We start from the raw sequence: 17287 nt of genomic DNA, 5'->3' as shown, positions 1-17287 counted from the left end.
ATGCCGGTCTCACCCTCGTACACCGAGAACCTCTCGGCAGGGGTCGCGGCGCACTACCAGGAAGCCGAACGCAGACTGCTGCTCCTGATCGCGGGCTACCTGAAGAAGGACATGGACGCCCCCGACTGGGCCGAGCTGAAGCTCCTGCAGGTGCAGCTGCTGCAGGCTCAGGCCCGCGGGCTGTTGGACAGGACCGGACGTCAGGTCGCCGCCGAGCTCGCGCTCACGTTGAGCAAGGCCGCGAACCGTGGCACCGCGGTGGCCATGGCCGACCTCGCCGAGCTGATCCGCCAGGGTCTGGTCGTACCGCCCGCGCTGCCCGCAGTGGAGGCGCTCGTCGGCGAGACGATCCGAGCCACCGTCGGCACCCACCCCCACATCCTGCGGCAGACGCTGGACACGTACCGGGCTGTGGTGGCGTCAACGTCACCGCAGGTGCTGCTCGGCACCCAGACCAGGTTGCAGGCTGCGCAGTCGGCGCTCGACGCTTTCGCGAACCGTGGCATCAGCGGGTTCATCGACCAGGCTGGCCGCAACTGGGCCCTCGAGTCGTACGCGGAGATGGCAACCCGGACCGCCACCTCGAAGGCTGTGACGTCGGCGTACCGCGATCAGATGGTCGCAGCCGGTGAGGACCTGGTCATCGTGTCCGACGCCCCGCAGGAGTGCGAGCTCTGCGAGCCGTGGGAGGGCAAGATCCTATCCCTGACCGGGGCGCCGCGGATCGACGACATCGAGGTCGAGGCCACGTTGGACGAGGCCGAGGACGAGGGCCTGTTCCACCCGAACTGCCGCCACTCGATCGCCCTGTATCAGCCGGGTGTCACCGAGGTCCCCACGGACACGGCGGATCCTGAGGGCGACCGGGCCCGGCAGGAGCTGCGCCGCCTCGAGCGTGGTGTCCGTCAGTGGAAGCGTCGCTCCGCTGCAGCGTTGGACGACAACGCGAAGGCGGCTGCGGACGCGAAGGTTCGGGACTGGCAGGCCCGGATCCGTAAGCATGTCGACGAGACGCCGGCGAAGCGTCAGCCGCAGCGTGAGCGCCTCGGCGCCCTGTAGCTGACCCGCCCCACACACGACCCGTTCCAGGTGGACGGGCGCTTCACCCTGCGCCAGGCGCGCACCCACGAAGAGTCCAGGAGGCTCAGCATGTCCACAACCAGCCAGACCCACCCGCTCACCGGCCGCAACTACCGGGAGCCCATCTACTTCACCCGCGACGGCCGACCCCGGTTCATGATCGGCGGCGGCTCCGAGCCCGCAGGCGTCGAGCCGACCCCACCGGCGACTCCTCCCGCAACCCCACCTGCCACGCCGCCTGCGTCCACTCCTCCGTCGACGCCCCCGGCCACACCGCCGGCAGCCACCCCTCCGGCCACGCCTCCGCCCGCCCCTCCGCCCGCCCCGGACGACAAGCTCCCCGAGGACCGCGACGCCCTGGTCAAGATGATCGGCGACCTCCGCAAGGAGAACGCGTCCACCCGCACCACCGCCAAGCAGCAGGCCGCCGACGAGGCCCGCGCCGAGCTCGCCCAGTCCATCGGCAAGGCGATCGGCCTCGTCAAGGACGACGAGCCCGTCGACCCCGCCGAGCTCGCCAAGCAGATCGAGCAGTCCAAGACCAGCGAGCGGACCGCGCAGGTCCACCTCGCCGTGTTCAAGACAGCCGGCAAGCACCAGGGCGACCCCGAAGCCCTCCTCGATTCCAGCAGCTTCCTGGCGAAGCTGTCAGACCTCGACCCCAACGCGTCGGACTTCGACACGAAGGTCGGCGAGGTCATCAAGACGGCAGTCGATGCCAACCCCAAGCTCAAGGCCGGCCAGGCGCCGGGCTCGAGCAGCGTTGACCACCCGGGCGGTGGCGGCGGACCGAAGAGAACAGAAGCCCCCTCCATGCAGGACGCCGTCAACACGGCGCTCGGCACCTAGCGCACAAGGAGCGCACCATGCCAGTCACACTCGCCCAGGCGATGCAGAACGCCCAGACCGACTACGACGCGGCGGTGATCGACGAGTTCCGGACCAACCCGATCCTCGACCTGATCACCTTCGACGACGCGGTCAACCCCGCCGGCGGCGGCGGGACCCTGACGTACGGCTACCGCCGACTCGTCACCGCCCCGACGGCCGAGTTCCGCGCCGTCAACTCGGAGTACTCACCCACCGAGGTCACCACGCAGCAGTTCACCACGGACCTCAAGGTCCTCGGTGGCGCGTACCAGATCGACCGCGTCCTCGCGAAGATCGGGCCCGCCGCCTCCGCCGAGGTGGCGCTGCAGTCCTCGCAGAAGATCAAGGCCGCCAAGGCCCTGTTCGGTGACGCCGTGATCAACGGTGACTCCGCGGTCAACGCCGACTCGTTCGACGGGCTGAAGAAGGCCCTCACCGGTTCGTCCACCGAGGACACGACGACGTACGACTGGTCCGGCACGATGGACCAGGCCAAGGCGTTCTTCGTCCTGACCACGGTCGACGACCTGCTCGCGCAGCTCGACGGCGAGGCGGGTGCGCTGATCTCCAACAAGAAGGTCATCCAGTTGATCAAGGCTGCGATGCGCTTCGCCAACATGTACACCACGCGTGTGGGTCCCCGTGACACCACGATCGTGGAGTACAACGGCGCCGTGCTCGTCGACGCCGGGTTCAAGGCCGGGTCGGCGTCCGACGTCGTGCCGATCACGGCCAAGAAGTCCGCGCTCTACGCGGTCCGCTTCGGCCTGGACGCCTTCCACGGTGTCTCGACCGTCGGCGGCAGTGTCGTCTCGGCCTACCTGCCGGACTTCACGTCGGCCGGCGCGGTGAAGACCGGTGAGGTCGAGCTCGGGCCGGTCGGTGTCGCTCTCAAGGCGACGAAGGCCGCGGCGGTGGACACCGCAATCCAGGTCGTCCCGTGACCACGCTGCGTGACGCAGCGGTCGACCCGGTGGCAGGGGACTTCCTGCCGCCGGTGGCCGGGATCTCCCCGGGGATCCACGGCAACCAGGGCATCCACCCGGTCACCCCGGGCGTGGTGTCATCGGTCGAGGACACGCAGGAGGCGGCCGAGAACGCTGACATGATCAAGTTCCAGGGGAACACGATCGCTCAGTCTCTCGACGTCACGCCTGCGACCACCACGAAGGCGGCCGCGGCGACGCAGCAGCTGGTGGCCACGGCCACGCTGAAGGACGGTTCGACCACCAAGGTCGTCACCGCCCTGACGGCCTGGACCACGTCGGACGCCACGAAGGCGACCGTCAGTGCCTCGGGTCTCATCACCGCGGTGGCCACGGGGTCGGCGACGATCACCGGCACCTACAAGGGCAAGACCGACACCTGCGTGGTGACGGTCTCGTAGGACCCTGCCGCCCGGCCCCTCACAGGGTCGGGCGGCACCACGACATTCCTCCAGGAGGAGAGCAGCATGAGCGTACGCATCACAGCCCCCGTCGCCGGCCTCAACGGCACCGGCGTCGGCGGCCTCCAGTTCGAGAACAGCATCGCCGAGACCGACAACCAGGCGATCATCGACTACTGCATCGCGCAGGGCTACACGGTCGAGCCGATCACCGACGACGGCAAGCCCGCCGGCCTGGACGAGCTCACGATCGCGCAGCTCGACGAGCTCGCCGCGGTCGAGGAGATCGACCTCAAGGGTCACAAGGCGTCCAAGCAGACGCGTGTCGATGCGATCGAGGCAGCCCGCAAGGCCAAGGCCGAGCAGGAGCAGCAGGACGCCCTCGACCACACGTACGTCGTGACGTACAAGGACGCCGCCGGCGACGAGGTCAAGGTCGACTACATCGGTCGCGACGTCGACCAGGTGCGTGAGGCGTTCGGGTCGGCCGAGGAGTACCTCGGCGCCGAGATCCTCACGGTCGACGAGAAGCTCACCGGCGAGCCGACCGAGCAGGCCTGACCCATGACCGCGCCGGTCTACGCCACGCTCGCTGACTACAGGAACTGGCTCGACGACCAAACCGTCGACGTCAGTGACGCGCTGTTCGCGCGCGCATCCGAGGTCATCGACGAGGTACTGATCGGCGCGGTCTACGCCATCGACGACAACACCCAGCTGCCCACCCTGACAGCCCAGATCGAGGCCATCCGCGACGCCACCTGCGCCCAGGTGCAGTGGGGTCTCGCGAACGGTGACACTACAGGCACCGGCACAGCCACCGAGTGGGACTCCGTCGCGATCGGGTCCGTCAAGCTGTCCGGGAAGAAGACCCTCGCCAGTTCGCCGATGACCACCCGATCGGGCGCCTCAGTGGCACCGGACGCCGTACGAGTGCTGCGGATCGCGGGACTCCTGCCCGCCACGGTCCTGACCTATGGCTGACATCCCGGGCTACCTGCTGGTCCACACCGTGTCGGTGGAGACCTGGGAAGGCACCGGCGCGTACGGCGACACCTACGCGGCCCCCGTCGACGTGCCGTGCTTCGTCGACGACGCCCGCAAGATCGTCCGCAACCCCGACGGTGACGAGGTCGTCTCCGAGTCCACCGTCATCGGGTTCCTTTCCGACGCCCCCAAGTTCGTCGAGAAGACCAAGGTCATCCTGCCCGGCGGCCGCCCCTCGATTGTGATCCTCAAGAAGGACCGCGACGACGGCGGCCTCGGCGCCCCACAACACGTGGAGGTGTTCTGCCAGTGAGCATGTCCTTCGGCGACACCCTCCGCCTCCCCGACCTGCCCGAAGCGTCCCGCGAGGGCCAGCTCAAGGGCCTGTTCTACGCCACCGAGCACGTCGCCCAGGTCGCGGCCGCACACGCCCCGATCGAGGACCACACCCTCGAGCAGTCCGTCGTCGCGTCCCAGAACGCCGACAGCATGGTCGGCGCGGTCTCGTTCGACACCCCGTACGCGGCACGCCAGCACGAGGAGCTCGACTGGCAGCACGACGACGGCCGAACGGCGAAGTACCTCGAGAACGCGCTCAACTCCGAGCGCGCCACCTCGCTGGCTCTGATCGGCCGCGAGGTCCGCAAAGCACTCGAAGGCTGAGGAGGCGGACCGTGGGATTCACCGACGACCTCCTCACCGGCCTGGCGCAGGACCTTGTCGCTGATGGCATCGGCACCTGGCGCTCGAACGGCAAGTACCAAGCGGCCGAGGTCGGCATCGTCCTCGGGTTCTTCCCCGACCAGCCGTCCGACATCATCGCCCTCACCCCGTACGGCGTCACCGCGTCCGCTGTCGGTGACGACATTCAGGGTGTGCAGGTCCGCACCCGCCGCGACGGCCAGGACCCCCGCCCCGCCATGGCCCTGGCTGACGCCATCTACGAGCGGTGGCACATGCGCCACAACGTCACCCTGACCGGCGGGGTCTACGTCACCCAGATCACCTGGCAGTCGTCCGTGTCCGGCGGCCGTGACGCCAACGGTCGCAACTCCCTGATCCAGAACTTCTACGTCCAGCACCCGCGGATCCTGCCGCACCGTCCTTGAGAAGGAGCACCATCATGGGCCTCTACCGCCACCCCTACAACAACGAGCAGCGCGAGGCATCCGGTGCCGTCGCGTCGTTCCTGATCAACAAGGGCTGGACCGAGGTGGTCCCTCCCGAAGTGATCGAGGAGCAGGCCGAGGCCGCAGCCGAGGAGCTCAAGGGCGCCGACCTGGACGACGCTCTCCGGGCCAACGGGCTCCCCCTGACCGGCAAGGTCGCCGAGAAGCGTGAACGGTTGGCCGAGCACCTCGCGAAGGCCGGCACATTCGGCTACCCGGATGAGTACCCCGCGTCGGCGCTTCCCTTCAAGGTCGTTCTCCAAGCTGACGGCGAAGAGGACTTCCAGACCGTCATGGCTGCCGCTGACGAGGACGGCGCCGAGCAGCTCGCGATCCAGCACCTGGTCAACACGGTCGGCCAGGAGAACGCCGACAGGTACGCCACGGCTTCGATCGAGCAGGTGACCGGACCGCCCACAGTTCCCAGCCAGGACCAGCAGCCCAACAACGACGCCCCTGAGGAGCAGTCATGACCGTCACCACCAAAGAGCCCCTCGGGGCCGACACACTCAACCGCAAGTGGTACCTGGATGTGAACGCCGGTACCACCGAAGCCCCCGACTGGGTCGGGATCTTCGGCATGACGGAGTTCAAGCCGTCGAAGGACCCCACGTCCCAGGACTCCTCGGACTTCGACTCCGAAGGCTGGAAGTCGTCCACCGTCACCGCCCTCGGGTGGGGTGCTGAGGGCAAGCTCAAGCGGTCCGTCCGCCGCGCCGACGCCACCGCCTACGACCCCGGCCAGGAGATCCTCCGCGCCGCGTCCGACGGCATGGGCACCGACAACTCCGTCGAGATCCGCTACTACGAGGTCACCCCCGGCGGCCCGCAGGTCGAGGCCTACCAGGGGTTCGTGTCCGTCGAGTGGACCCCCGACGGTGGCGGCATGGACGCCCTCGACATGGTGTCGTTCAAGCTCAACGGCCAGGGCAAGCGCAACGTCATCACCCACCCGGGTGCTGCCAGTGTCGCAGCACCCACGGTCACCGGTCTCGCGCCGGCGGCCGCAGCAGCCGCAGGCGGCCTGCTGATCGTCGTGTCGGGCACCAACTTCAACGGCGCCACCGCGGTCCACGTCGACGTCACCAACGTCAACGCCACGGACTGGGAAGTCATCACGCCCACCAAGATCGCGCTCAAGGTCCCCGCGCACGCGGCCGGGATCGTCGACGTCACCGTCACCACACCGGGCGGCACGTCCGGCACCTCCGCATCGTCGAAGCTCACCTACAGCTGAGACGCCTGATCGGCGTGGGCCGGGGGATCCCTGGCTGGACCCCGGCCCACGCTGCACCACCCCTCAACCCCAGCCAGGGAATCCAGCCAGGAGACCCAGCATGTCCCGCTTCAAGCAGCTCGACCAACACTTCGACCCGACCCTGACCCTGCCCGTCGACAAGGACCACACCTACGTGATCCAGCCTGTCGACGGCAAGACCGGCGCATGGGTCACCGAGGTCATGTCCCTCGCGATCCGCGTACGCACCGGCGACGTGGAGCCCACCGAGCAGGACATGGAAACCATCACCATGGACCGCGGCAAGCAGGAGCACCTCTACCAGACGGTCCTCGGCGACGTCTACCAGCAGATGTTCGACGACGGCATGAACTGGGAAGTCGTCAAGCTCGTCGGCACCACCGCCGTCATCTGGATCCACCAGGGCATCGAGGCAGCCGAGGAGTACTGGGACAACGGCGGCCAGGCCCCAAAAGCACAGAAGAAGCCGCAGGATCGGCGCCGTTCGGTGAAGAAAACGAGCACGGCCTCGCCCGCTGGTACGACGAACCAGCCCAAGACCAAGGCGTAGCCGGCCCCGCCTGGTTCGACATCCTCGAGGTCTGGCACCTCGTCGAGCAGGACCTCCTCGAGGTGTACGGCGTCGACGCCACCGAGATCCTCACCACCCGGTCGTGGGTGTGGTTGCAGGACAAGATCAGCGGCCTGTTCAACCGGCCCAAGATCGTCGCACCAGACGGCACCCTGCTGCCGACCACACGCCTCGCGTGGCACTTCTTTCCCCCCAAGCCCAAGAACACCACCAGCCAGTGACCGAGGGGGCCCCGCATGTCAGGTGACACCCTCGACCTCGGCACCCTCGTCGGGTACATGCGGATGGACGGGTCCGGGTGGGACCGCGGCATCGCGTCCGGTGTCCGAGGCATCGAGGGGTTCAAGGCCAAGGCGCTCCTCGCCACCGCGGCGATCGGCGGCGCGGCCATCGGGGTCGGTGTCGCCCTCTACAAGGTCGGCGGGATCTTCGACGACGTCTCGGACACTATCCGCTCCGAGACCGGCGCCACTGGCGCCGAGCTCGACGGCCTGGTCGACTCGGCCAAGCACGTCGGCACAGAGGTGCCCGCGTCGTTCGAGGCGATCGCCCCGGTCATCGCGTCGCTGCACCAGCGCCTCGGCCTGACCGGTCCCCTGCTCGAGCGCCTGACCGAGCAGTTCGTCGAGTACGGCCGCATCAGCGGCGAATCCCTCGACCCGGCGACGGTCACTGCAGCGTTCAACGCGTTCAACGTCAAGGGCAAGGACGCCTCCAAGACCCTCGACGAGCTGTTCCGGGTCTCCCAGGCCACCGGCGTCCCGCTCTCGGCTCTGATCTCCTCAGTGCAGCGCGGTGCGCCCATGCTGACCCAGTTCGGGTTCGGCGTGTCCGAGTCCGCGAACCTCCTCGGCAACCTCGACAAGGCCGGCATCAACGGCGACAAAACCGTCCAGGCCCTCGGCCGCGCCATGGTCGAGTTCGCCAAGAAGGGCAAGGAGCCCCGCAAAGCCCTCGACGACACCATCGGCGGCATCGAGGACTTCATCGCCAAGGGCAAGGACGCCGACGCCGTGCAGCTGGCGGCGAAGATCTTCGGCACCCGCGGCGCCGCCCAATTCGTCGCCGCGGTGAAGTCAGGCAAGCTCTCGGTCGACGCGCTCACGTCGTCGACGTTCAAGCACGGCGACACGATCCTCAAGGCCGGGCAGGACACCGCCGACTTCGCCGAGCAGTGGCAGCTGTTCAAGAACCGGGCCCTGGTCCAGATCGAACCGATCGCCACCCGGGTCTTCAACAAGCTCGGCGACGGGATGGCGTGGATCAACTCCACCGGCGCCCCAGCACTCGCGACCCTGGGCGACAACTTCGAGGACGTCGGCCAGGCGGTCCGCGCCGTCACAGGGTTCCTGTCGTCGAATCAGACCACGATCGCGATCGTCGCCGGCGTCATCACCGCGTTGCTCCTCCCGGCCATCATCGCCTGGGGTGTGCAGTCGCTGATCGCTGCGAAGCGGAACGTTGCTGCCTGGCTGACCTCCAAGGTCGAAGCCGCGTCATCAGCCGCACTGCAGGTCATGTCGCTGACCCTCATCACGGCCCAGTGGATCCGATCGGCGGCGATCGCGACCGCGTCCGCCGTACGTCAGGCCGCCGCGTGGCTGATCTCCAAGGCCGGCGTCGCCGGCACGATCGCCCTCTACGGCGTCGCGTTCCTGATGATCGCCGCCGGGTGGGTCGCCTCAGCAGCCGCCGCCATGGCCGGCGCCGTCGCCATGGCTGCCGCCTGGTTCATCGCGCTCGGCCCGATCGGGTGGGCGATCGCCGCCGTCGCGCTGATCGTCGCCGTCGTCATCAAGTACTGGGACCAGATCTCCGCGTTCACCAAGGCCGCCTGGGACAAGGTCTCCGGCGCCGTGATGGGTGCCGTGAACTGGGTGATCGACTTCGTGAGGTCCCACTGGCCGCTGATCCTCGCGATCATCACCGGCCCGATCGGCCTGGCCGTCCTGTTCATCGTCCGCAACATGGACAAGATCAAGGGCGCAATGTCGGCGGCTTGGAACGCCGTGAAGTCCGGCGCCCGGGCCGCATGGAGCGGGGTGACCGGCATCATCCGCAACGGTGCCGAGTCGGTCGTCAACGCCGTACGTTCGATCCCTGGCAGGCTCCTCAGCCTCGTCGGCAAGTTCGCCTCGGCTGGCCGCTCCATCATCAACGCGTTCGTCGGCGGGCTGAAGAACGCCGGCGGCGCGATCGGCGGCATCGCTGGCTCCGTGTGGGGCGCGGTGAAGAAGCTGCTCAACGGGGCAATCTCGAAGATCAACTCCGCGCTCGAGTTCAAGATCAGCATCCCCCACGCGCCGGACGTCCACATCAACCCGCCGAACATCCCCATGCTGGCCAAGGGCGGCTACGCCGACAAGGCCACCCTCGCGGTCTTCGGCGAGGCAGGCCCTGAGGTGGCACTCCCGCTCGGCAGCTCGAAGTCCAAGCAGGCCATGGCTGAGGCGTTCGGCACAGGCCCGGGCAACTCTGACGAGCTGTCGGCCCGGCTCGACGAGCTGCTCGAGGAGACGCGCGCGCAGAACGACTACCTGGCCGCCGTCGCTGAACGGCCCATCCAGCTCAACGTCGACCGCCGCCAGGCAGGGACGATCGTCCAGGTTGGCAATGCTGCCGAGAAGAGGCTCTGATGGTTGCCGCGTTCATGCTCAGCGTTGGTGACATCTGGATCCCGCTGACCGGTGTGCAGCGTGGGGCCACCCGGGCTAGCGACCGCGCGACAGGCTCGTTCGTGACGCTCGGCGGCACGAGGTATGTGCAGCGTGCCCGTCGTGCACCGCGCACCTGGTCGTTGGCGTACGCCGCGAAAGACCCGCAGGCGATCGCGTGGCTCGCTCACGCAGCGAACGGCGACGCCGGCGAGGTGTGGCTGCTGGACCGGATGGCCGCCCAGGCGAACATGCTGGACCCCAGGACGACCGCGGGCCGGCTCAATGGGCAACCGTCGATCGCCACAGCGTTGGGCGTGCCAATGCAGACGTTCGGCGTGGAGACCGCGTTCACCCGCCGCGTGCGCGCGGGCCAGTGGTACCACCTGTCCGGGTGGACGACCCGCGGGTCAGGCGCCGAGATCGGGACCCTCACGGTCGGTGCCGAGACACCGGTCTCCGTCATCGCCCCGACCGGGTCTGGTGCCCGGCGCTGGTCCGTCGCGTTCAACCCTGACGCCGACGCCACGGTCACGTTCGCGATCACGTCAGCTGCGAAGACCACCGCGCTGCGGCTGACCGAGTCGTCCGTCGACCAGTACGAGTGGATCCCCGGCCACAACACCCCGTGCCGGGTGTCCGTGTCCGACCCCGACGGCGTGCTCTCCCTATACCGCCCCGGCAGCCCGCCACTGAGCGACTACACCGTCACCCTGCAGGAGGTCGGATAGATGCGGACGTACCCCGCTGGCTGGGTCGATCCGTCCGATCCCGACCAGACCGCGCCCGACGTCTACCTGCACCTCGTGGACTCAGCGTGGCCGCCCGCAAACGACGATGATGATTGCCCGGCCGGCTACGCCAAGGTCGGGACCTGGAACCTCACAGCCGACCTGAAAGGGTCCCTGCTGCCTGGCCAGGTCGCGACACCGTCCGGGTTCGCGAGCTCGTCCGGATCCGCGACGATCGGCCAACCAGAGTCCGGGCGCATCGCACCGTGGAAGGCCGGAGACCAGCGGGCTCTCATCCCGTCCGCTGTCGAGCTCATCGCCTCACACGACGGGCCCCTGGGCGACACGGCGTTCTTGCTCGGCACCCTCCGGGTGGACCCCGTGTCGTCGAAGGAGTCCGACCCGTCACTGTCGATCCAGATCATCGAGGACTGGGTGGCGCTGCGCCGGCCGCACACGGTCGTCCAGGAGCGGTTCGGCATCTTCGGCGGCGCACCGCAGCCGATCGACGACCCGGCGTCATACCCGTACGACCCGGCCCGCATCGTCGAGCAGATCGCCGAAGGCACAGGCTTCGCGTACGACGTCCCCGAATTCGGCGCCGAGCTCACCTCGATCTACTTCCCCGGCAACATGGACGCCCTCACCTGCCTGCAGCAACTCGTCGCCGCCCACCTCGGCGCAGTGCGTGTCACCGTCGACGGCACGATCACGGTCCTGACCTACGACCAACTCTCCGGAGCCACCGTCGACCCCGTCGACACCGTGTCGGTCCTAGACAAGCTGGAGGACCTGGAATGGGTCATCGACCCAGCCGAGTCCTACGACCGTGTCGAGGTCAAATTCACCCCCCCGGACTACATCAGCATCCAGGACTTTGACGACGAGACCGGCAACGACTACATCGCGCTCGAGCGGGCCATGTCCGCCTGGATCGCCGCACCCAAGACACGCATCGAACCGGGCCATGCCCGCGAGTACGTCATCGACCCTGGCACTGCCTGGTCGACCGCGACCGAGGTGATCAACTCCGACACCAAGACCAACGGCACCGGCACCAGCCACTACGTCCTCGACACGTACGAGGGGATCGGCGCCCTCACGGAGCTGTCCACCGGCAGGCTGGTCATCAAGGTCCAGAACACCACCGGCGTACGACGGTGGCTCGTGGAGAACGACGGCAACCCGTCGTACCTGGTGACGTACTGGAAGGACTCCGCCGGGACTGACGACGGGGTCGTTCTGTCGTGGGGTGCGGACGCCGCTTCGGCCTACAACCCGCTGAGCGTCGACCTGGGCAAGATGGTCCAGCGCACTGAGGACGCCTCGGTGATCCTGTCCAGGATCGTTGGCCAGGTCCGCGAGGCCCGCCCGTACATCCCGAACGTCAACGTCGTGCCCGACCTGCGCCGCGAGCTGGGTGACATCATCTGGGTCGACTTCCCCGAAGAGGGCCTGCACACCAAGGCGATCATCACCAAGAACACCATCGGCGGCCAGGACGGGAAGATCACCCAGCAGCTCGGCCTGGCGTTCCTCGGCCCCCGCATCCGCGACTTCAACGACGCCTGGGACCTGACCGGCTCTCCAACGATCGCGGACTGGAACACCCTCTGGGCGGGCAAGACCATCGCCGACTTCAACGCCAACCCCCTCGACACGTAGGAGCCGACATGCCGTACCCGTTCACCGACCTCGACCCGCTGACACCGCTGGAGGACATCCTCAACGAGGTCGTCGAAGCAGCCGCGGCGATGAACCAGCGCGGCGCCGGAACGCTCGCGACGTCTGGGACTGGTACGCCTGCCGCCCCTGTAACCAACTCGGCCACGGTGACGTTCCCCACCGCATTCCCTCCTGGAACCGATGTGGTCGTCACCTGCTCGGCGACCGGCACATCGAACGTCGGCAACCGCTTCGCGCTGGCGGCGAGCGCATCCGAGACCGGGTTCACTGTCCGAGTCGGGTCAACTTCGGGTACGGGTCAGACGGTCTCGTACTCCTGGACTGCTGGACCGAAGTCGGTCTAGACATGACCAACTGCGCGGTCACCCTGGCCCTGGCGTTCGGCTCGTCGCAGCCGTACATCGGCGAGCACCTGCGTGTCGCCCCGTCAGCTGGATTCGTGGACTCCACATGGTGGGTCACCACCGACTTCGACGAAGTGCCGTTGACCAATCCGCCGATGGTGATGGACTTCGAGCAGGGTCAGGAGTTCGCGTTCGTCGAGCCGGACGGCACCCGCGTCATCAAGCTGATCCCGGCGACCAGCTCTGCAACGTACGCCTCTCTGGACGTGGTTCCGGACCCGCTGCCCAACCCGGCCAACTTCATCGACGCGGTGATGAACGTTGTGCTGTCGGACCTGGAGTCCGAGTCGCGCGAAACGCTGGACCACGCATACGTCAACGAGGCGACGTGGAACGGCGAAGCGGTGTCGGTCTATGGCGACTCGTGGACCGATGACGACCTCGTACCCATCGTGGTGCCCACGTTGGCTGACATGTACTTCCGCGTCGCCGCGACCGAACTGGACGCCGCCAGCGTCACCACCTACGGCCAGTCCGCGATGCGCGTCAACTACGTCGTGTCGTCCCTCCTGACCGCCGCGACAGGTCCGGGCCTGTTGCCGCCCATCGCCGGCGCCCTGTGGCCCGGAGCTGACGTACGCACAGGCCCCGTCATCATCGACACCCTCATGAACGATGTGGGCCACTACGCCTCCGGGGGCATCCCAGCACCCATCACCGGCGCTGGTGGCACCGCGTACGTCAACGCGATGGCAGCCATGCACGAGGCCGTGTGCGCGATCGTGTCATCCAAAGCACCCATCGACCTCACAGTTGCGTTCCCAGCCACCGCCGTCGCCGGCACCACGTACAACATGGCCTCCAAGGTGCCGGCGCAAGAGGGTCCTCTGGCGGGTCGTCTGTTCATCACAGTCCTCCAGTTCGACCCCGCCACCGGGATCAGCAACGCCCCCATCGAGGTGTTCCTCAACGGGGTGTCCCAGTTCACGTGGACCCCCACCAGCTGGGAACGGTACGACGGCGGCGCCGTCGGCGCCGCGTACGCCCTGATCACCGTCGATGCCCCGATCAACGGGGCCGGTCACGTCATCGGGTTGAAGCACGCCGGCGTCAACGGCGTCGACTACATGATCCCGGCCTACTACCACGTGCCCGTCGTCGCCCCGCCTGATATCTACGTCATGGACTCCCCGGCACCCACAGCTGGGACGGCGATCAACGCCGCACAGGCGGCGATCTGGCGGGCGAACTACCCGCTGCTGGTCCCCTCGGTTCGGGCTGCTGTGGCGAAGTTCTCCAACGCGTCGTGGGCGCCGACCACGATGACACCGGGCACCCTGTCGTACGACGGTTACCACCCCGGCAAGGCTGGCATGTTGCAGCGTGCCCAGGACCTGCTCCGTATGGTGCGTGACCGGGCGTCTGCTCTTGCTTCCCTGCTGGCGTCGAACACGAACAACACGGCGATCGCGGCGGAGACTGCCCGCGCGATCGCCGCCGAGCAGGCCGAGGCCAACGCTCGAGCTGCGGCCGACCTTCTCCTGGCACCCAAGATCAGCCCCACACTGACGGGCACCACCACGGCCGACCTGTTGATCTACAACCGGCTGCAGGAGATCCCTGCCACCAAGACCGCGACGGCAACCCTGACGATCGCGTCGAACAAGGTCCAGCTGTGCGATGCGACGTCCGGCGCGATCAGCATCACGCCGACTGCGACGACCACGGCGGGCCTGGTGTACCTCATCAAGAAGACCGACTCATCGGTCAACGCGGTCACGGTGGTCGGCACCATCGACGGGCAGACCAACGTCGTCCTCGGCACCCAGTACGACTTCGTTGAGGTCGTCACCACCACAGTGTCTGGGGTCTTCCTGCTGCTGCGCACCAACGTCCCTGGCGTCGCGCTGCAGACTCCCAAGTGGCTGAACACCCGGTACTACGAGTCGCAGTACGTCGGGTTCAACATTGCGAACCTCACCATGACCGCGGGCACCGTCTACTACGTGCCCATCACGATCCCCCGAGGAACCACGATCACCGAAGTCGCGATCAACGTGGCCACACTGGCAGCCGCATCCGCAGTCCACCTCGGCCTGTACGCCAACGCACCCGGAGGACCAGGAGCGCTGATCCGCAACTTCGGCAACGTGGCCACCACATCCTCAGGCACCAAGGCCCTGACTGGGTTGGCCCAACCCGTCGCAGGCGGCATGTACTGGCTGGCCGCAGTCGCGATCGGTGGCGGACCCGCTATTTCCTGCCACGCAGGATCCAACGCAGGGATCGCTCCCTGGATCGGTGCCGGCGCCATCGCTGAGACGCAGCGCGCGGGATGGAACCAGACCGGGCAGGCATCCCTCCCAGCCACCCCGTCAAGCCTTGTCAGCACGACCGACGGCCGCCCCCGCATCCAGGTCAAGCCCGCCTGATGACCGCCGAGGGAGAAGGCCAGCTGATCCGCGTCGTCAACGAACTCCGCAGCTCGATCGACAAGCTCCGTGACGAGCTCGTGCGCAAAGACGTTTACGACGCCCAGCGCCAGGCCGATCAGAAGGACGTCGCGGAAGTCACCAAGGACGTCGCCGAAATCAAGGAATCCATGCGGTGGCGCGACCGCGTTCTGGTCGCCTCGCTGATACTGCCACTCGTGACCAGCTTCATCCTCCTCTACGTCTCCCAGCAGGTGAGCCGATGATGAACCCCAGCAAGTCGATCCGCCTCCGCCACATCGCCCTCGCAGTCATCCTCGCGATCGCGGCCGTGTGCTTCTACGCCATCTTCACCGTCGTCAACGGACTCTCTGACCGGCTCGACACGGCCGAGGATCACGCCAGCTCGAGCTCGGCGACAGCCGCCGACGCCGTCAGTCGGGCCAAGGTGCTCGAGGCCCAGGTCAAGCAACTCGGCGGCACACCAGCCGTCAGCGTGCCCACCAAGCCAAGCACGACCCTGGACAATCCCTACGTCCCGGTGCCCGGCCCGGCCGGACGCGACGGCCGAGACGGTCGCAGCATCACCGGTCCGCCAGGTGAGTCGATCACCGGTCCGCCGGGCGACTCGGTCACCGGGCCGCAGGGCGCCGTTGGGCCCGCCGGATCTGCGGGCAAGGACGGGACTGACGGCAAAGACGGTCGCAGTATCACCAGCACCAGCTGCCAAAGCGACGGCACGTGGCTCATCACCTACAGCGACGACACGACGCAGACCGTCGACGGCCCGTGCCGCATCGTCCTGCCGCCCGAGTAGCACCGCCCCCATCGTTCACGCCCGCCCTCGCCGCGGGTCCCTCGTCGACCCCTCACAGCCAGGAGATCACCATGGTCCGACCCATCGGCAGCTCAGTCGGAGTCTCGTTCGCCTACGGGCGCCGCTACTCCAACGGCATCATCCACAAGGGCGTCGACTTCTCCGACGGCCGCGAGGGGCACGAGGTCCGCTCCTGCCTCGACGGCACCGTCACCCACGCCGGCTACGGCGGCTGGGGCCCCGCGTACGGCCAGCACGTCATCGTCAAGTCCACGTTCAAGGGCAAGACGAAGTGGGTCCTCTACGGCCACCTCAAGACCGAGAACGTCTCCGTCGGGCAGAGGGTCAAGGCCGGGCAGAAGCTCGGCACCTCCGGCGGCCGCGCCGGCCAGCGCTACTCCGGCAACAGCACCGGTCCCCACCTGCACGTGCAGGTCGGCTACGCCAACCGGTACGACCGCTACGAGGACCCCTGGGCGGTCATCAACTACTCCACCCCGGTCGCGATCCCCGTGCCCCCACGGCCCACGTCGAAGCCCGACCTCTGGTTCGGCATCGACCTGCGCAACCTTGCCGGGTTCAACGACCACGGCATCGACACCTGGCACGCCCGCATCGTCAAGACCATCGCCGACATCAAGACCGTCGGTCGCGCGGTCGTCGCCGTCATCGAGCTCCCCAACGGCAAGGTCGACGACTTCAAGAAGCGGATGTCCGCGATCGGCTACAAGCACGCCGGCGGCAACATGGGCCGGCACCTGTTCGTCCTCAAGCACGTCGCCGTCGACGCCGGCGTCGTGTTCAACCTCTCCCCCGATCTCGGTGGCGACAACAAGGTCGCGTTCATGGCGGTCATCCGGCCGACCGACAACCCGAACCCGGCGATCGTCGCGGTCACCCAGCTCGAGAACGAGGACCTCACCGGCACGACCCAGGTCAAGCAGGCCCGGTCGTTCCTGTCACAGGTCCTGGCCTACGCCAGGGCGAAGGACGTCCCCGAAGACCGTGTGTTCCCCGTGCTCGACACCAACAGCGACAGCCGGGTCCTGCACGAGGCGTTCGAGCCAGCTGGTTTCTTCGACACCGCCGCCACGGCGTACTCCTCGGAGAACAGTGCCTGGCGCACGTTCGTCGGCTGGTTCGCCAAGCCGACCAAGGGCAAGCGCATCGACCTGATCCTCGCCCAGCGCAAGCGCCCCGTCGCCCGCTTCCGGGTCCGCACCACGACCGCTGACCTCAGCGACCACCTCGACATCTTCGCCGACATCGGCAAGCGCTGAACCCTCACAACCGAAGGAGCA

Annotated in this window: 21 protein-coding genes; all 21 read left to right on the top strand. The window is 67.8% G+C overall.

What is annotated here, in order from left to right; genetic code table 11:
• Complete coding sequence (locus tag BOSE46_RS10860; protein WP_159540256.1) at positions 1–1059, top strand: phage minor capsid protein; 1059 nt, start codon at positions 1–3, stop codon at positions 1057–1059.
• 90 nt (positions 1060–1149) lie between these two features.
• Positions 1150–1929, top strand: a complete 780-nt coding sequence (locus BOSE46_RS10855) for a hypothetical protein (RefSeq protein WP_201299610.1) — start codon at positions 1150–1152, stop codon at positions 1927–1929.
• Between the two features lie 17 nt (positions 1930–1946).
• The gene (locus BOSE46_RS10850; protein ID WP_159540255.1) at positions 1947–2894 is read left to right on the top strand and encodes a major capsid protein; all 948 of its coding nucleotides are present in this window, start codon (positions 1947–1949) and stop codon (positions 2892–2894) included.
• Positions 2891–3337: an Ig-like domain-containing protein gene (locus tag BOSE46_RS10845; protein WP_201299609.1), complete on the top strand. Its 447-nt coding sequence runs from the start codon at positions 2891–2893 to the stop codon at positions 3335–3337. The genes BOSE46_RS10850 and BOSE46_RS10845 overlap by 4 nt, the downstream gene beginning before the upstream one ends.
• A 66-nt stretch (positions 3338–3403) precedes the next feature.
• Positions 3404–3898 carry a hypothetical protein gene (locus tag BOSE46_RS10840; RefSeq protein WP_159540254.1) on the top strand — a complete coding sequence of 165 codons (495 nt, stop codon included), beginning with the start codon at positions 3404–3406 and terminating at the stop codon, positions 3896–3898.
• Positions 3899–3901: 3 nt separating this feature from the next.
• Complete coding sequence (locus BOSE46_RS10835) at positions 3902–4321, top strand: hypothetical protein (protein WP_159540253.1); 420 nt, start codon at positions 3902–3904, stop codon at positions 4319–4321.
• Positions 4314–4637 (top strand): hypothetical protein, encoded by a 324-nt coding sequence (locus BOSE46_RS10830; protein WP_159540252.1) that lies wholly within the window; start codon positions 4314–4316, stop codon positions 4635–4637. Before BOSE46_RS10835 ends, BOSE46_RS10830 begins: the two co-directional genes overlap by 8 nt.
• Entirely contained in the window at positions 4634–4987 is a 354-nt protein-coding gene (locus BOSE46_RS10825) for a hypothetical protein (protein ID WP_201299608.1), read from the top strand. Before BOSE46_RS10830 ends, BOSE46_RS10825 begins: the two co-directional genes overlap by 4 nt.
• 11 nt (positions 4988–4998) lie before the next feature.
• Positions 4999–5433 carry a minor capsid protein gene (locus tag BOSE46_RS10820; RefSeq protein ID WP_159540251.1) on the top strand — a complete coding sequence of 145 codons (435 nt, stop codon included), beginning with the start codon at positions 4999–5001 and terminating at the stop codon, positions 5431–5433.
• Between the two features lie 14 nt (positions 5434–5447).
• Positions 5448–5966, top strand: coding sequence for an SAP domain-containing protein (locus BOSE46_RS10815; RefSeq protein ID WP_159540250.1), 519 nt, complete (start codon positions 5448–5450; stop codon positions 5964–5966).
• On the top strand, positions 5963–6730 hold the full coding sequence (locus tag BOSE46_RS10810; RefSeq protein ID WP_159540249.1) for a phage tail tube protein: 768 nt from the start codon (positions 5963–5965) through the stop codon (positions 6728–6730). Before BOSE46_RS10815 ends, BOSE46_RS10810 begins: the two co-directional genes overlap by 4 nt.
• A gap of 100 nt (positions 6731–6830) precedes the next feature.
• The gene (locus BOSE46_RS10805) at positions 6831–7301 is read left to right on the top strand and encodes a hypothetical protein (protein ID WP_159540248.1); all 471 of its coding nucleotides are present in this window, start codon (positions 6831–6833) and stop codon (positions 7299–7301) included.
• Between the two features lie 62 nt (positions 7302–7363).
• Entirely contained in the window at positions 7364–7543 is a 180-nt protein-coding gene (locus BOSE46_RS10800; protein WP_159540247.1) for a hypothetical protein, read from the top strand.
• 15 nt (positions 7544–7558) lie between these two features.
• Entirely contained in the window at positions 7559–9958 is a 2400-nt protein-coding gene (locus BOSE46_RS10795) for a phage tail tape measure protein (protein ID WP_159540246.1), read from the top strand.
• Positions 9958–10707, top strand: coding sequence for a hypothetical protein (locus BOSE46_RS10790; protein ID WP_159540245.1), 750 nt, complete (start codon positions 9958–9960; stop codon positions 10705–10707). Before BOSE46_RS10795 ends, BOSE46_RS10790 begins: the two co-directional genes overlap by 1 nt.
• Positions 10708–12372: a hypothetical protein gene (locus BOSE46_RS10785; protein ID WP_159540244.1), complete on the top strand. Its 1665-nt coding sequence runs from the start codon at positions 10708–10710 to the stop codon at positions 12370–12372. It begins immediately after the preceding gene.
• Between the two features lie 8 nt (positions 12373–12380).
• Entirely contained in the window at positions 12381–12737 is a 357-nt protein-coding gene (locus tag BOSE46_RS10780; protein ID WP_159540243.1) for a hypothetical protein, read from the top strand.
• A gap of 2 nt (positions 12738–12739) precedes the next feature.
• Positions 12740–15169: a hypothetical protein gene (locus tag BOSE46_RS10775; protein WP_159540242.1), complete on the top strand. Its 2430-nt coding sequence runs from the start codon at positions 12740–12742 to the stop codon at positions 15167–15169.
• Positions 15169–15435 carry a hypothetical protein gene (locus tag BOSE46_RS10770; RefSeq protein WP_159540241.1) on the top strand — a complete coding sequence of 89 codons (267 nt, stop codon included), beginning with the start codon at positions 15169–15171 and terminating at the stop codon, positions 15433–15435. The genes BOSE46_RS10775 and BOSE46_RS10770 overlap by 1 nt, the downstream gene beginning before the upstream one ends.
• A complete protein-coding gene (locus BOSE46_RS10765) occupies positions 15432–15986 on the top strand; it encodes a collagen-like protein (RefSeq protein WP_201299607.1) in 555 nt (184 codons plus the stop codon). Before BOSE46_RS10770 ends, BOSE46_RS10765 begins: the two co-directional genes overlap by 4 nt.
• Positions 15987–16057: 71 nt before the next feature.
• Positions 16058–17266, top strand: a complete 1209-nt coding sequence (locus tag BOSE46_RS10760) for a M23 family metallopeptidase (protein ID WP_159540240.1) — start codon at positions 16058–16060, stop codon at positions 17264–17266.
• Positions 17267–17287 lie beyond the last annotated feature (21 nt).

It is taken from the genome of Aeromicrobium sp. 9AM, assembly GCF_902506105.1.
Classification (GTDB): domain Bacteria; phylum Actinomycetota; class Actinomycetes; order Propionibacteriales; family Nocardioidaceae; genus Aeromicrobium.
Note: the sequence above shows the minus strand (reverse complement) of the source record. Positions and strands in the feature narration are given on the sequence as shown.

What these genes read in the sequence shown, in the direction of transcription:
- BOSE46_RS10860 (WP_159540256.1), top strand. Translation starts at nt 1, where the DNA reads ATGCCGGTCTCACCCTCGTACACCGAGAACCTCTCGGCAGGGGTCGCG.
- BOSE46_RS10855 (WP_201299610.1), top strand. Translation starts at nt 1,150, where the DNA reads ATGTCCACAACCAGCCAGACCCACCCGCTCACCGGCCGCAACTACCGG.
- BOSE46_RS10850 (WP_159540255.1), top strand. Translation starts at nt 1,947, where the DNA reads ATGCCAGTCACACTCGCCCAGGCGATGCAGAACGCCCAGACCGACTAC.
- BOSE46_RS10840 (WP_159540254.1), top strand. Translation starts at nt 3,404, where the DNA reads ATGAGCGTACGCATCACAGCCCCCGTCGCCGGCCTCAACGGCACCGGC.
- BOSE46_RS10835 (WP_159540253.1), top strand. Translation starts at nt 3,902, where the DNA reads ATGACCGCGCCGGTCTACGCCACGCTCGCTGACTACAGGAACTGGCTC.
- BOSE46_RS10830 (WP_159540252.1), top strand. Translation starts at nt 4,314, where the DNA reads ATGGCTGACATCCCGGGCTACCTGCTGGTCCACACCGTGTCGGTGGAG.
- BOSE46_RS10815 (WP_159540250.1), top strand. Translation starts at nt 5,448, where the DNA reads ATGGGCCTCTACCGCCACCCCTACAACAACGAGCAGCGCGAGGCATCC.
- BOSE46_RS10810 (WP_159540249.1), top strand. Translation starts at nt 5,963, where the DNA reads ATGACCGTCACCACCAAAGAGCCCCTCGGGGCCGACACACTCAACCGC.
- BOSE46_RS10805 (WP_159540248.1), top strand. Translation starts at nt 6,831, where the DNA reads ATGTCCCGCTTCAAGCAGCTCGACCAACACTTCGACCCGACCCTGACC.
- BOSE46_RS10795 (WP_159540246.1), top strand. Translation starts at nt 7,559, where the DNA reads ATGTCAGGTGACACCCTCGACCTCGGCACCCTCGTCGGGTACATGCGG.
- BOSE46_RS10790 (WP_159540245.1), top strand. Translation starts at nt 9,958, where the DNA reads ATGGTTGCCGCGTTCATGCTCAGCGTTGGTGACATCTGGATCCCGCTG.
- BOSE46_RS10785 (WP_159540244.1), top strand. Translation starts at nt 10,708, where the DNA reads ATGCGGACGTACCCCGCTGGCTGGGTCGATCCGTCCGATCCCGACCAG.
- BOSE46_RS10780 (WP_159540243.1), top strand. Translation starts at nt 12,381, where the DNA reads ATGCCGTACCCGTTCACCGACCTCGACCCGCTGACACCGCTGGAGGAC.
- BOSE46_RS10775 (WP_159540242.1), top strand. Translation starts at nt 12,740, where the DNA reads ATGACCAACTGCGCGGTCACCCTGGCCCTGGCGTTCGGCTCGTCGCAG.
- BOSE46_RS10770 (WP_159540241.1), top strand. Translation starts at nt 15,169, where the DNA reads ATGACCGCCGAGGGAGAAGGCCAGCTGATCCGCGTCGTCAACGAACTC.
- BOSE46_RS10765 (WP_201299607.1), top strand. Translation starts at nt 15,432, where the DNA reads ATGATGAACCCCAGCAAGTCGATCCGCCTCCGCCACATCGCCCTCGCA.
- BOSE46_RS10760 (WP_159540240.1), top strand. Translation starts at nt 16,058, where the DNA reads ATGGTCCGACCCATCGGCAGCTCAGTCGGAGTCTCGTTCGCCTACGGG.